General features: G+C 36.4%; 14 protein-coding genes and 1 pseudogene. 9 read left to right on the top strand and 6 right to left on the bottom strand.

Annotation, left to right across the window (positions count from 1 at the left end; translation table 11 throughout):
- Positions 1-97: 97 nt before the first annotated feature.
- Both BOQ64_RS06575 and truA read right to left on the bottom strand, forming a co-directional pair.
- Positions 98-451, bottom strand: a complete 354-nt coding sequence (locus tag BOQ64_RS06575; protein ID WP_129054360.1) for a hypothetical protein — start codon at positions 449-451, stop codon at positions 98-100.
- Positions 452-473: 22 nt separating this feature from the next.
- Positions 474-1,205, bottom strand: coding sequence for a tRNA pseudouridine(38-40) synthase TruA (truA, locus tag BOQ64_RS06570; RefSeq protein ID WP_129054358.1), 732 nt, complete (start codon positions 1,203-1,205; stop codon positions 474-476).
- 107 nt (positions 1,206-1,312) lie between these two features.
- On the opposite strand from truA, the pseudogene lpxK reads away from it, so the two are divergent.
- The 6 genes and pseudogenes from lpxK (at position 1,313) to BOQ64_RS06540 (ending at position 7,073) form a co-directional block, all read left to right on the top strand.
- Positions 1,313-2,337 (top strand): annotated as a pseudogene (lpxK, locus tag BOQ64_RS06565) (tetraacyldisaccharide 4'-kinase).
- Positions 2,321-3,136 (top strand): purine-nucleoside phosphorylase, encoded by an 816-nt coding sequence (locus BOQ64_RS06560; protein WP_129054356.1) that lies wholly within the window; start codon positions 2,321-2,323, stop codon positions 3,134-3,136. Before lpxK ends, BOQ64_RS06560 begins: the two are co-directional and overlap by 17 nt.
- 92 nt (positions 3,137-3,228) lie before the next feature.
- Positions 3,229-3,744 carry a TlpA family protein disulfide reductase gene (locus BOQ64_RS06555; RefSeq protein ID WP_129054354.1) on the top strand — a complete coding sequence of 172 codons (516 nt, stop codon included), beginning with the start codon at positions 3,229-3,231 and terminating at the stop codon, positions 3,742-3,744.
- Between the two features lie 79 nt (positions 3,745-3,823).
- Positions 3,824-4,279, top strand: a complete 456-nt coding sequence (locus tag BOQ64_RS06550; RefSeq protein WP_129054352.1) for a GNAT family N-acetyltransferase — start codon at positions 3,824-3,826, stop codon at positions 4,277-4,279.
- Between the two features lie 172 nt (positions 4,280-4,451).
- A complete protein-coding gene (gene dinB, locus BOQ64_RS06545; protein ID WP_129054350.1) occupies positions 4,452-5,546 on the top strand; it encodes a DNA polymerase IV in 1,095 nt (364 codons plus the stop codon).
- A 48-nt stretch (positions 5,547-5,594) separates the two neighbouring features.
- Positions 5,595-7,073: an alpha-amylase gene (locus BOQ64_RS06540; RefSeq protein ID WP_129054348.1), complete on the top strand. Its 1,479-nt coding sequence runs from the start codon at positions 5,595-5,597 to the stop codon at positions 7,071-7,073.
- Between the two features lie 154 nt (positions 7,074-7,227).
- Here BOQ64_RS06540 and BOQ64_RS23035 read toward each other — a convergent pair whose 3' ends face one another.
- From BOQ64_RS23035 to BOQ64_RS06530, 3 genes are all read right to left on the bottom strand, one after another.
- The gene (locus BOQ64_RS23035) at positions 7,228-7,395 is read right to left on the bottom strand and encodes a hypothetical protein (protein WP_164975769.1); all 168 of its coding nucleotides are present in this window, start codon (positions 7,393-7,395) and stop codon (positions 7,228-7,230) included.
- Between the two features lie 148 nt (positions 7,396-7,543).
- Positions 7,544-8,887 (bottom strand): carboxylesterase family protein, encoded by a 1,344-nt coding sequence (locus BOQ64_RS06535; protein ID WP_129054346.1) that lies wholly within the window; start codon positions 8,885-8,887, stop codon positions 7,544-7,546.
- A 160-nt stretch (positions 8,888-9,047) separates the two neighbouring features.
- Positions 9,048-9,950 carry a helix-turn-helix domain-containing protein gene (locus BOQ64_RS06530; protein WP_129054344.1) on the bottom strand — a complete coding sequence of 301 codons (903 nt, stop codon included), beginning with the start codon at positions 9,948-9,950 and terminating at the stop codon, positions 9,048-9,050.
- 129 nt (positions 9,951-10,079) lie between these two features.
- On the opposite strand from BOQ64_RS06530, the gene BOQ64_RS06525 reads away from it, so the two are divergent.
- Together BOQ64_RS06525 and BOQ64_RS06520 are read left to right on the top strand one after the other, a co-directional pair.
- Positions 10,080-10,484: a cupin domain-containing protein gene (locus tag BOQ64_RS06525; protein ID WP_129054342.1), complete on the top strand. Its 405-nt coding sequence runs from the start codon at positions 10,080-10,082 to the stop codon at positions 10,482-10,484.
- A gap of 36 nt (positions 10,485-10,520) precedes the next feature.
- Positions 10,521-11,573, top strand: coding sequence for an NAD(P)-dependent alcohol dehydrogenase (locus BOQ64_RS06520; RefSeq protein ID WP_129054340.1), 1,053 nt, complete (start codon positions 10,521-10,523; stop codon positions 11,571-11,573).
- Positions 11,574-11,624: 51 nt separating this feature from the next.
- Here BOQ64_RS06520 and BOQ64_RS06515 read toward each other — a convergent pair whose 3' ends face one another.
- Positions 11,625-12,053, bottom strand: coding sequence for a winged helix-turn-helix transcriptional regulator (locus tag BOQ64_RS06515; protein ID WP_129054338.1), 429 nt, complete (start codon positions 12,051-12,053; stop codon positions 11,625-11,627).
- An 83-nt stretch (positions 12,054-12,136) separates the two neighbouring features.
- Here BOQ64_RS06515 and BOQ64_RS06510 point away from each other — a divergent pair, with 83 nt between their 5' ends.
- A complete protein-coding gene (locus tag BOQ64_RS06510) occupies positions 12,137-13,015 on the top strand; it encodes an NAD(P)H-binding protein (protein WP_129054336.1) in 879 nt (292 codons plus the stop codon).
- Positions 13,016-13,056 lie beyond the last annotated feature (41 nt).

Below are 13,056 nucleotides of genomic sequence, written 5' to 3'. Positions count from 1 at the left end.
AAATCACCATAGAAAATATAAGATACCTATCATTTACAGAATGAATATCTTTTGTGGATAGCTTTGTTTTTACTGAGGTTATTTGAACAACGAATTTTTATTTCTGTGAGCCTTTTGATTTCTTACCCATCTTCTGGATTTCTATGGATGGGTTTTTCAGATTCTCTTTAATGTATTTCTGTTCCAGAAACAGATAAACACTCCATACCGCAAGAAGAGAAAGTAACCAACTTACAAGATTAGCTGCAGAAAAGCCGATATGATTCATATTATTTACAGCATCTGGGTCTGTATACGCTAAATAAACTCCGTAAGACACTCCTAAAATAATCTGAGCTCCCAGATAAATTCCTGCACCCAAAAGCCCCAACTTCCATTTTATTTTCCCGAATTTCTCAGCTAACCGTGCAAAATACCGATAGGCTCCGATAAGAATAATGATGGATAACATGGTTATAGTTTTTAGTTTTTATTTAAAATTCGTAGCCAACATCCACAAGATATAATCCATGAGCTGGTGCAGAAGTTCCGGCAGCATTACGGTTTTTATCCTCTATAACTCTTCGTAAATCCTCAGGTTTCAATTTTCCAGTCCCGATTTCTACCATTGTTCCTACAATAGCACGAACCATATTTCTCAGAAAACGGTTGGCAGAAACAGTAAACATAAGTTCTGTCCCATTCTGTTCCCATTCTGCTTTATACATTTTGCAAATGTTCGTTTTATTATCGGTTTTCAATTTCGCAAAACTTGTAAAATCTTCATATTCAAAAAGAATTTTACAGGCTTCGTTCATTTTATCAATATCCAGAGATCTTTTCCAGTGTTGCCACGCAGATTCCTGGGTAAACGGATTTTTCGATAATGAAATATAATATTCATACGTTCTGTATGTTGCATCAAAACGGGCATGAAAGTCATCTTTCACCTTAAAAATTCTGTGGATGGAAATATCTGGCGGAAGAAAACTATTCAGTCTGCGCGGAAGTTCATCGCTCAGTTCCTGAGCCGTATCAAAATGTGCAAATATTTTTTTGGCATGAACACCGGTATCTGTTCTCCCGGCACCCGTTGTCTTAATCTCTTCTCTTAAAATCGTGGAAAGTGCTTTTTCCAATTCTTCCTGCACGGAAATAGCGTCCGGCTGTATCTGGTAGCCAAAATAATTCTTTCCGTTGTAAGAAAATTCTATAAAGTATCTCAATGTATTGTTATAACTCCGCAAAAATACTTTAATTTAACAAATATTTGTTGAAAAGTCTTTGAGAATATTACTCCATTGCTTATGAAAATTCCTATTTTTGCATTCGTATGAAAAGATGGTACCTTTATCCTTTTTCCCTTGCTTATCATATGGTAACGGGTATCCGAAACACAATGTATGATTTGGGGATTTTTAAATCAACGAAATTCAAGACACCGATTATTAATGTCGGGAATCTTTCTGTGGGTGGAAGCGGAAAGTCACCCATGGTGATGTATCTTGCCCAGTTTTTATCCAAACATTACAGAACCGGAGTCCTGTCACGAGGCTACGGAAGGCTTACCAAAGGCTATGAGGTAACGAATTATGACAGCAACTACAAAATTGTAGGGGATGAAGCGATGCAGCTTTTTGAACGTTTCAAAAACCGTTTTGTGATCGCTGTTTCTGAAGAACGCGTTCCCGGAGCCAAAAAAGTGATCGAAGATATGGATCTTGAAGCCCTGATATTGGATGATGCCATGCAGCACCGTGCTATTAAAGCAGGATTCAATATTTTGATGACCGATTTTAACGACCCATTCTTCAAAGACTATCTTCTTCCTGCCGGAGATCTCAGAGAATCCAGAGCCGGAGCTGAAAGAGCAGATATCATCATGGTGAGTAAATGCCCTGATGAACTGACAGAGGAAACCAAAAGATATTATATTTCAAGGATCAGACCTTCTCATAACCAAAAAGTATTCTTTTCATCTATTGGTTATGACGAAAACGTATACGGAAAAGATAAAATGCTTCCGGATAACAACCTGAACTATTACGATATTTTATTAATTACCGGAATTGCGAACCCTAAACCGCTTCTGGAACATCTTGCTAAATTCTCGAAAAGGGTTACCCATCTGAAATTCAGAGATCATCATAATTTCACGGATGATGATATTAAAAAATCCTTGCAGAGTATAAAAAATTAGGAGAATATAAGCTGATATTAACCACAGAGAAAGATTACGTTCGTCTGAAAACTTTTGACTATCTTAGAGAAATTGTTTACTACTGGCCTATCAATGTTATTATTGATAAAAAGGAAGAATTCAATCAAATCATCTTAGATTATGTTAGAAAGAATTAAAGAGACAGCTGATTTTATCAAGAACATTATTCAGGACACTCCTGATTTTGCCGTTGTTTTAGGATCCGGACTTGGAAAGCTGCAGAATGAAGTAGACCCAATCCATGTTTTAGAATACAAAGATATCCCCAATTTTCCACAGACTACGGTTGCCGGACATACCGGAAAACTGATCTACGGAATCCTGGAAGGAAAAAAAGTACTGATGATGAGTGGCCGTTTTCATTATTATGAAGGACATTCTATGGAAACTGTAACTTTTCCGATCAGAGTTTTTCATTTACTGGGAATTAAAAATCTCGCACTTTCCAATGCATGTGGCGGAGTAAATCCTGATTTCAGCATTGCAGACATTGTTATTTTAAAGGATCATATCAATATGATGCCTGAACATCCGCTTCGTGGAAAAAATATCGATGAACTTGGACCACGTTTTGTAGACATGAGTGAGCCTTACAATAAAAATATGATTGCCGTAGCAGAAAAGGCTGCCGCAGACAATAATATTAAAATCCATCAGGGAATTTACGTTGCCCTGCAAGGCCCTACTTTTGAAACTCCAGCCGAATACGGAATGATTAAAGCCATTGGCGGTGATATGGTGGGAATGAGTACGGTTCCTGAAGTGATTGTTGCCAGACACATGGGAATGGATGTATTCTGTATTTCCGTTATTACCGATCTTGGTGGCCCGGATATCGCTTTTGCTGTTTCTCACGAAGAAGTTTTGAATGCAGCCAATAAAGCTATGCCAAATGTTATTGCAGTAGTAAAAGGTCTGATTAAAAACTATCAATAGAAATCTTCAATAATATAAATTTTTCCCAATTCATAAAAAATCAATTACAGATTGCAACACATTTCATAGTTTTGTGTAAATGAAATTGTAGAATGAGAAAGTTGTTATTAATTTTTATGGTAGGCCTATTTGGCTTAAGCTATGCCCAAAAAGTTCCTACTGCTCTTAAAACCGGATTTTCCAAAGAAGCTCTGAAGCAAAAGCTGGAAGATGAGGAAGGAAAAACAATTACTATCCAGGAAATTCTGGATCAGCATAAAGGAAAAGTTTTAGTAATCGATTTTTGGGCCGGATGGTGCAGAGACTGTCTTCAGGCATTACCAAAAGCTGAAATATTAGAAAAAAACAATCCTAATGTTGATTTTGTTTTCTTATCACTGGAAAGATCCAAAGAAGGATTTGATAAAAGCCTTGTAAGGTTCAATATGAAAGAAAAAGACAATTACTGGTTTGCATCTGGATGGAAAAATGATTTCAATAATTATGTAGACCTGAACTGGATTCCAAGATATATGATTATTGATCAGAAATCTGCTATCGCCAAATATTACGCTATTTCCCCTGAAGATCCGGAAATTCAGCAGACCATAGATAAGCTTTTAAAATAATTTTAAAACATCAAAAAACCTTGAAGTTTAAACATTCTATAAAAATTGGAATGTTTAAACTTCACTTATTTTTTATACCATGATCACAAGAGAAGCCACAGAACAGGATTTAGAAACCCTTTTAACCTTTGAGCAGGGAATTGTTTCTGCAGAAAGACCTTTTAACAGTACACTCATTGATGGAGAAATTCATTATTATGATCTAAGCCATTTTATAAAATCTCCGGATGCCACTTTAATTGTGGTGGAAGATAATAATGAAATTGTTGCATCAGGATATGCTCTTATCAAACAAACTGAAAAAAATTATTACAAGTTTGAAAGCTATGCTTACCTGGGATTTATGTATGTAAAACCAGAATACAGAGGAAAAGGAATTAATAAAATAATTACCGACGAACTGATCAGCTGGGCTAGATCCAAGAATATCTCAGAAGTAAGACTGGATGTTTACGCAGAAAATGAATCCGCTGTAAAAGCTTATGAAAAAGCAGGTTTTGAACCTCTTCTTCTAACGATGAGACTGAAAGCGTAAGAAGATGGAGACTGGAAGATGGAAGTAATTAGAATGCTACTAATAACTAGCTACCATTTTAATTACTTTTCAATCAATTGGTCATAATTTTCATAGCGGCCTTATTAACTTCTCTCTCCCAGCTTCTAACTTCCCTTCGATAAATAAATACAGGAATCCATATCTTTGTGATATGGATTTTTCTTTGCCGCTTCGTAAAATTATTCACGTGGATATGGACGCATTTTATGCTTCTGTGGAGCAGCATGATAATCCTGCATTGAAGGGGAAGGCAATTGCTGTAGGTGGCCAGCATCGAGGGGTGGTAGCTGCAGCCAGTTATGAAGCCAGAAAATATGGAGTCCGTTCCGCAATGCCCAGCAAAACGGCCAAAGAGAAATGCCCGGATCTGATATTTGTTCCGCCCCGTTTTGCACGGTATAAGGAGATTTCAAAAATGATCCGTGAAATTTTTTATGAATACACTGATCTCGTAGAACCTCTGTCTTTAGATGAAGCTTATCTGGATGTTACTGAAAATAAAAAAGACATAGAATCTGCCAATCAGATTGCCAGAGAGATTCGTCAGAAAATATTTGATAAAACAGGGTTAACAGCTTCTGCAGGAATTTCTGTTAATAAGTTTTTAGCTAAAGTAGCTTCCGATATCAATAAACCTAACGGGCAAAAAACCATTCATCCAGATAAAGTGGAAAGTTTCCTGGAAGAATTACCTGTAGAAAAATTTTATGGGGTTGGAAAAGTTACGGCTAACAAAATGTTCAGTTTAGGCATTTATAAAGGAAAAGATTTAAAAAAGAGATCACTGGAAGATCTGGTAAGGATGTTTGGAAAATCGGGAAAGCATTATTACAATGTAGTTCGTGGTATTCATACTTCTGAAGTAAAACCTCATCGGATCCAGAAAAGTGTAGCCGTAGAAAGAACTTTTTTTGAAGATCTTTTTGACGAACAGCAGATCAATGAAAAACTGGAAAGTCTTAGCGAGGAACTTCATCAGCGTTTACAGAAGAATAATATTCTCGGAAGAACCTTAACCTTAAAAATTAAGTATAAAGATTTTTCCCTTTTCACAAGAAGCATAACCCGGGAAGAATATTTTACATCTCCTGAAGAATATTTCAACACGGGAAAAAGACTCTGGGAACTGCGCCCCTTTGATAAAGCAGTCCGTTTACTAGGACTGTCTCTTTCTCATCTGAATACGGAAGAAAAAAAGCTCGTTTCCGTTCAACTAAAAATCCCGTTTAAAGAATTCGAAAATTAACAGGTTATATTTTTTTGCTAACTTGTATTCACCAAATCAGCAAATTGTATGAACCCAACAATGATTCAGTTTTTCCACTGGTATTCTGAAGGAGATGGAAAACTATGGAAAGAAGCCGAAAAACAGCCCAGATATCTTGCGAAACTGGGAATAACTTCTGTATGGTTCCCTCCTGCATATAAAGGAACAAATGGTGGATATTCGGTGGGATATGATACCTATGATCTTTATGACCTTGGAGAATTTGATCAGAAAGGAACCATCCCCACGAAATATGGCACTAAAAAGGATTATTTGAAAGCCATCAAAGCCTTAAAAAAACAAAATATAGAAATCATTACAGATATTGTTCTGGGTCATAAGGCAGGTGGTGATGAACTGGAACAGTTCAAAGTGGTAAAGGTAGATGAAAACAACCGAGAAAAAGTGATTTCCGATATTATGGAAATTAAATCCTATACCAAATTTACTTTTCCCGGAAGAGATAAAAAATATTCTGATTTTGAATGGAATTTCACCTGCTTCAGCGGTGTGGACTATGCAGAAGGCATGGAACCTCATATCTATAAAATACAGTTTGAGTATGGTGATGACTGGGAGGAAATGATCCATGATGAGAAAGGAAACTATGACTATCTCATGTATAATGACATTGAACACAGGAATCCTTTTGTTCGGGAAGAGCTTAATACCTGGGCCAAATGGTATTGTGACGAAACAGATTTTGATGGAGTTCGCCTTGATGCCTTAAAACATATTTCTTTTGATTTTTATAAAGAATGGCTCACCCTACTCCGCTCCAATTCCGGAAAAAATATTTTTGCAGTAGGAGAATACTGGGCTCCCGGACATCTTCATCTGCTTCAAAAATATATTGAAGTCACCGAGGGGTGTATGAGTCTTTTTGACAGCTCCCTTCAAAATAATTTTCATAATGCTTCCAAAGAGGGTGATTCTTATGATCTCAGAAGGATTTTCGATGATACGCTCACTCAGGCAGATCCTCTTCATTCAGTAAGTCTTGTCGCCAATCATGATACCCAACCGCTTCAGGCGCTGGAAGCTCCGGTAGAGCCTTGGTTCAAACCCATAGCCTATGCTTTAATTTTATTACGAAAGGATGGTTATCCATGTATTTTTTATCCGGATCTGTATGGAGCTCATTATGTTGATAAAGATAGAGAAGGAAATGATCAGGAAATATTTATGCCTAAAGTAGATGGTATTGAAGAACTTTTAAAGGCCAGAAAAGATCACGCTTACGGTGAACAACGGGATTATTTTGAGGATTCTAACTGCCTTGCGTGGATACGGGACGGAGATGATATGCACACAGGATGCATTGTAGTACTGAGCAATAAAGAGGCTTATAACAAACCTATGGAAGTGGGGAAACATTTTGCAGGGAAAAAGTTTAAAGATCTGTTGAAAAGATTCAGAAATAAAATAACCGTTGATGAAAATGGCTGGGGAAATTTCCCTGTTCCTGCCGGAAATGTAAGTGTCTGGGTTCCTGAAGAACAATAATATATAAAAGCGACTGTCTCAAAAGTTTGATTCTGAATACCATAAAGAATCTTCATCATTAAATTTTCAGAGATTCTTCTTTTCTCTCAGAATGACAAAGTTTATTTTTTGACTTTTGAGGCAGTCGCTTTAACTTTCCGTATAATACAGAATATTAGCATTTAATGCCACGGCAGTTCTGTAGATCCCAAGCCCACTCACAGCAATAATTGTCTTCGTTATAAAAACAGCATATTCTGTCTCTGATAATAATTCCTCCTTTTACGTGTTTAAGTTCCTCTCTGTTAATTTTTCTCGCGTTTTGAATTTTTGTTGATTTCATAGTTCAATGTTTTAGAATTTGGTTTTATAAATATAATAAAAAAACCTTTAAAATAACCATAATTAACTATAAAACAACAAAATAAGAAAATCAAATCACAAGAAAATAATAATTGAATTAAAATTTAAAACCGCCTCCTTACATCTATTTACGGTTCTATTTTTTCTATTTTAAGGATTTCCGGCCGTTCCGATTGATCTGAAATTTTCCCTGTTCTTGCAAATTCTGCCCATAATGCTCTGAGTTTTGTTCCATATTCATGAATACGTTCCCATGGAATATTTCTCAGCATTTCTGAGTTTTTCCATGCAGATTCGTTACCGAAGATCAGAGGAAGATCAATACAATGAGGCGCTCCAATAGGATTCTCTTTTAGTTTGGAATGTATTCTGAATAAATAGACATTTCCACCACCTTTTGCATGATTTTCTGCAAATTGTCTGGCTGGTAATCCATAGATAAATTCTGTAGTTTTTTCAACCGTTTTGTCCATAATTTTCAGTCCGAAACCTTTCCCAAAATATTTATTTAAAGCCTCTGAAGTTTTCAGATAAAATGCAGTTTCATCATTATTCAAGCCGATCAGCACATCATATTTTACTGCATTTTCTTTCCATTTTACAACAGCCTCATCTTCTTTACACAAAGGCGGGAATCCATATTGAGTTCCAAAAGGCATGGCCGCTTTCAAACCATATTTTATAACTGAAGGAACAAATTTCCCATAATCCTCCATCATCTTGTAAATATCAACCTCATCTTTAATCTCTTCTGTTTTCTTCAGAAACTCAGCTGACATTTTCTGCCTTTTATGACGTAAACCCAAAGGTGCACTTTGAATAATGACACGTTGAAATAAGTTATCCACATTTTCAGAAATCATCAGATGGGCAATTGCATCTCCTCCGGAAGATTGACCAAGCAGAGTTATATTTTTTGTATCACCTCCAAAATCAGAGATATTATTTTTGATCCACCTCAGTGCTTCAATCATATCCAAAAGTCCTAAATTAGGTGGTCTTTTTTCATCGCCGCCTAAAAAGCCGAAGAGCCCAAGACGATAGGAAACTGTAACCACAATAATATTCTGTTCTTTTACCCATTCGGCAGGATCCGCTGTAGGCAGATCACCACAGCCAATTTCATGAGAACCACCGTGAATCCAAACAATTACCGGAAGTTTTTCGTTTTCAAGTATATTTTCAGGACGGGTAACTGAAAGATATTGGGTAGATTCATCCGGTTCAAATTCTTCAACCGGTGTTCTACCAATCATTTTTTCCACCAACGGGCTTAGCTTCTGTGGGCATACCGGAGTTTTATCCTGAAGTCTGCTGTCAAAAATAAAATGCTCTACAGGAACAGGTCTCTGAAATCTTTCGGAACGGGCATAGCGAATACTTTTTGCCTTAATGACTCCATTTTCTTTGAATGCTGTAATTTTTCCAAATTTGGTATTGAGAACCACTGCTTCTGTATGTTGTGAACTCATTTTTTTAACTGTAAAAACTTTACATTAAAGATAATTTTGTTTTTTGAGAATAGAAAATTTATAGAGTTAATTAAACACTAATGACACTAATGAATGCACTAATTTCCACAAATAAATTCATGCTATTTGTGAAAAACATTTGTAAGATTTGTGTTTAAACTCAATTCAAGGTTTTGTATTCACTTGGAGAAACACCTACTTTGGTTTTGAAAAGTCTTGTAAAATGCTGTGGATATTTAAAACCCAGATCATAAGAAATTTCACTGATTGATTTCCCTTGATCCAGGATCTGTTCTTTAGCAATATCAATAAGTTTATTGTGAATAAATTCCTGTGGGGAAATCCCTAATTCCTTTTTGATAAGATCTCCGAAATAATTGGCTGAAAGATTCAGTTTTTCTGCAAAGTAATTCACCATAGGAAACCCTATATTTTTGGGATCATCTGATTTCAAGTAAGCATCAACAAGGTTTTCAAACTTCCCTATTACTCCTTGATTAATATGATCTCTGGTGATAAACTGACGGTCATAAAAACGCATACAGTAGTTGAGAAACAGTTCAATATTATTTACAATTAATGATTTACTGTGTTTATCAATTGCCTGCCCAAGTTCGTGTTTTATATTGTTAAAACAATCCAGAATAATTTCTCTTTCTTTTTCTGAAAGATGCAGTGCTTCATGTACATCATAGGAAAAGAAATTATAGTCTTTTATATTTTTCCCAAGATTGGTTCCTTTTAAAAGATCAGGATGAAAAATTAAAGCAAAACCTGCCGGCTGAACAGATTTTCCCTGATTATAAATCCCATAAGTCTGCCCAGGGGCAATAAAGACCAACGTTCCTTCCTGATAGTCATAGCTGTGTTTTCCGTACTGCATGTCTCCACACATCACATCCTTCAGGAAAACGGTATAAAAACCAAATTTTCTTCTGTATTGACAGATAGGATCTGATTTGGAAAAATCAATCACACTCACCAATGGATGCAACGTTTCATGGTTGGCCATTTTATTATATTCCGAAACACTGTTATAGATTTCAACCACCTGATTTTCCATGAAGTATATTTTTTACAGTTCAAAATTACCAATTTCCGGCATAACAGATATCCTGTCTGTAAAAATGGTAAGTAATTCGGTAATCTATATAAGTAAGGTTTGTTCAAAAGTCTCGAATTTTGTACCGTTATGGAAACTTTTAATACAACTATTTTTCCGAAGGGAGAAAAAGCACCTTCGGATTATTTTTCAGGAGGAACAGCATGGGTTCAGATCCTGAAACCTAATGAAGATCAGCTGAACTGCCAGATCGGAAATGTAATCTTTGAGCCGGGATGCAGAAATAACTGGCACTCTCACGGAGGCGGACAAGTTTTAATCGTAACTTCAGGAACCGGATATTATCAGGAAAAAGGAAAACCTGCACAGATTTTACATCCTGGAGACATCGTTAATATTCTTCCGAATGTCATCCATTGGCATGGTGCAGCATCTGACAGTGAATTCTCGCATATCGCCATCAATACCAATACACAGAATGGTATTGTAGAATGGCTGGATCCTGTAACAGATGAAGAGTATAGTAATTTATAGCATCAACTTATTAATTTAAATAAAATACATTATAAAATGAACACATTTACAGTAAAAGCTTACGGAGCAGAGTCTACCACAGCAGATCTGAAAGAAATGAATATTGAAAGAAGAGAGGTTACTTCCAAAGATGTAGAAATTGAGATTCTATACTGTGGAGTATGCCATTCTGATCTTCATACAGCAAGAAACGACTGGGGCGGAACCATCTACCCTGCTGTTCCCGGACACGAAATTATAGGAAGAATTACAAAAGTAGGAAATGAGGTCTCTAAATTTAAAGTAGGTGATCTTGCAGGAGTAGGATGTATTGTAGATTCCTGTGGGCACTGTAACAGCTGCCAGCATGATCTTGAACAGTACTGTGAAAACGGATTCACCGGAACTTATAACGGAAAAGACAAGCATACGGGAGGTCATACTTTCGGAGGTTATTCCCAAAAAGTAGTGGTAGATTCTCACCACGTTTTAAAAGTTCCTGAAAACCTTGATCCAGCTGCTGTAGCTCCTCTTCTTTGTGCGGGAATTACAACATGGTCACCATTAAGACACTGGAATGTAGGTCCAAATTCTAAAGTAGCTGTTGTTGGTTTAGGTGGATTGGGACATATGGCTATTAAGCTGGCAAAAGGCTTAGGAGCAGAAGTTACCTTATTTTCAAGAACCCCGGGAAAAACTGAAGATGCTAAACAACTGGGAGCAGATCATGTTATTATTTCTACAGATGAAGAACAGATGAAATCTGTAAAAGGGAAATTTGATGTGATTATTGATACCGTTCCTTATGTACATGATGTAAACCCTTATGTTACGACTTTAAATATCAGCGGAACACATGTTCTTGTAGGATATTTAGGAGGACTGGAGCCTATTCTGAATACAGTTCCGATGATTTTGGGAAGAAAATCAGTAGCAGGATCTGTAATTGGTGGTATTGCTGAGACACAGGAATTATTGGATTTCTGTGGAGAACACAATATTGTTTCGGAAATTGAGATGATTAAAATGCAGGAAATTAATGAAGCGTATGAAAGAATGCTGAAGAGTGATGTAAGATACCGTTTTGTGATTGATATGCAGTCCTTATAATTCTCCTACAGGATATAACAAAAAAGGTTCTTCAGATTGAAGAACCTTTTTTTATTTTTTAAGGTTTTGGCCAAAGCCGTTCTGATTTTTATCTATCATATATTTGTTTCCATCTGCACATCTGTTATCATTCCTTTCCATATCCTGAAAAGCCCAGGCCGCCATGGCATCAATAACAGGAGCCAGTTCATTGCCCGCATCACTCAATTTATACGTAACATGAGGTGGTACTATAGGTTTTGCTGTTCTGATAATAAGGCCGTCTGATTCCAATTGTTTAAGATGCTGAATCAGCATTTTTTCTGTAACTGCCGGAATTGCTTTCTTCAGTTCGCTATACCTTTTCTCTCCGGTGGAAAGATTGAACAGGATAATAGGTTTCCAAAAACCGCCAATTCTCTCCATAACATACATTACAGGGCAATCCTGTACCGTCTTTTTATTCTCCTGAATGGTTGAACTTTCTTTGATCGCTGTCATAACTACATACTTTAGGGTAAGTACTTGCATAAAAGTAAGTACAAATATAACTTTGTCTCAGGAAATAAAAAAAATATTTACATATGAAAATTATAATCACAGGATCACTGGGAAACGTTGCTAAACCTTTAACAAAGCAACTGGTAGAACAAGGACATGATATTACTGTCATCAGCAGCAATGAAAACAGAAAACATGATATTGAATCTTTAGGAGCAAAACCTGCTATTGGATCTATTACAAATGTGGAATTCCTAACTCAGACGTTTAACGGAGCTGATGCCGTATTTGTAATGACACCACCCGCCATCAGTGCTGAGAATATTGTTCAGAATACCATCAGTGCCGGAAAGAATTATGCCGAAGCATTAAAAAACGCAGGTGTTAAAAGAGCGGTCATGTTAAGCAGTGTTGGAGCTGGATCTCCCGTAGAAAACGGACCTATCAAAGGGCTTCATCATATCGAAAAACTCTATCGTGAACTTGAAGACACTTCATTTACTTTCTTAAGAGCCGGTTATTTCTACACTAATTTCTTTAATGACATTCCATTAATTAAAAATGCAGGAATTATAGGGGGAAATTATCCTGAAAACACAGAAATTCCTGTTGTACATCCGGCAGATATCGCCTGGGCAGCCGCAGAGGAACTTGTGAAAAATGAATCAGGTAAAAATATCAGATATATTGTAAGTGACTCCCGAAAGGCTTCTGATTTTGCCAAAGTATTGGGTACTTCTATTGAAAAACCTGAACTTCCATGGGTAGAATTCTCAGATGAAGATTCTTTAAACGGAATGCTGCAGGCCGGTTTACCTCAAGATATGGCTGAACTGTATGTTGAAATGGGACTGGGCATGAAAACAGGAACCGTACAGAAAGATTTTATTGAGCATCATTCTCCTATTACCGGGAGTATTAAACTAGAGGACTTCGCTAAAGAATTTGCTTCTCAGTTTTAAGTTCTAAATCAGAAAAGAAAAACTAAAATTTTAATATTTAT

Source organism: Chryseobacterium sp. CH25 (assembly GCF_004119455.1).
Lineage (GTDB): Bacteria > Bacteroidota > Bacteroidia > Flavobacteriales > Weeksellaceae > Chryseobacterium.
This window is presented reverse-complemented; position numbering and strand designations above follow the sequence as displayed.

Coding starts and splice junctions, on each gene's coding strand:
- BOQ64_RS06575 (WP_129054360.1), bottom strand. CDS start 451: ATGTTATCCATCATTATTCTTATCGGAGCCTATCGGTATTTTGCACGG.
- BOQ64_RS06560 (WP_129054356.1), top strand. CDS start 2,321: ATGTTAGAAAGAATTAAAGAGACAGCTGATTTTATCAAGAACATTATT.
- BOQ64_RS06555 (WP_129054354.1), top strand. CDS start 3,229: ATGAGAAAGTTGTTATTAATTTTTATGGTAGGCCTATTTGGCTTAAGC.
- BOQ64_RS06550 (WP_129054352.1), top strand. CDS start 3,824: ATGATCACAAGAGAAGCCACAGAACAGGATTTAGAAACCCTTTTAACC.
- dinB (WP_129054350.1), top strand. CDS start 4,452: ATGGATTTTTCTTTGCCGCTTCGTAAAATTATTCACGTGGATATGGAC.
- BOQ64_RS06540 (WP_129054348.1), top strand. CDS start 5,595: ATGAACCCAACAATGATTCAGTTTTTCCACTGGTATTCTGAAGGAGAT.
- BOQ64_RS23035 (WP_164975769.1), bottom strand. CDS start 7,395: ATGAAATCAACAAAAATTCAAAACGCGAGAAAAATTAACAGAGAGGAA.
- BOQ64_RS06535 (WP_129054346.1), bottom strand. CDS start 8,887: ATGAGTTCACAACATACAGAAGCAGTGGTTCTCAATACCAAATTTGGA.
- BOQ64_RS06530 (WP_129054344.1), bottom strand. CDS start 9,950: ATGGAAAATCAGGTGGTTGAAATCTATAACAGTGTTTCGGAATATAAT.
- BOQ64_RS06525 (WP_129054342.1), top strand. CDS start 10,080: ATGGAAACTTTTAATACAACTATTTTTCCGAAGGGAGAAAAAGCACCT.
- BOQ64_RS06520 (WP_129054340.1), top strand. CDS start 10,521: ATGAACACATTTACAGTAAAAGCTTACGGAGCAGAGTCTACCACAGCA.
- BOQ64_RS06515 (WP_129054338.1), bottom strand. CDS start 12,053: ATGACAGCGATCAAAGAAAGTTCAACCATTCAGGAGAATAAAAAGACG.
- BOQ64_RS06510 (WP_129054336.1), top strand. CDS start 12,137: ATGAAAATTATAATCACAGGATCACTGGGAAACGTTGCTAAACCTTTA.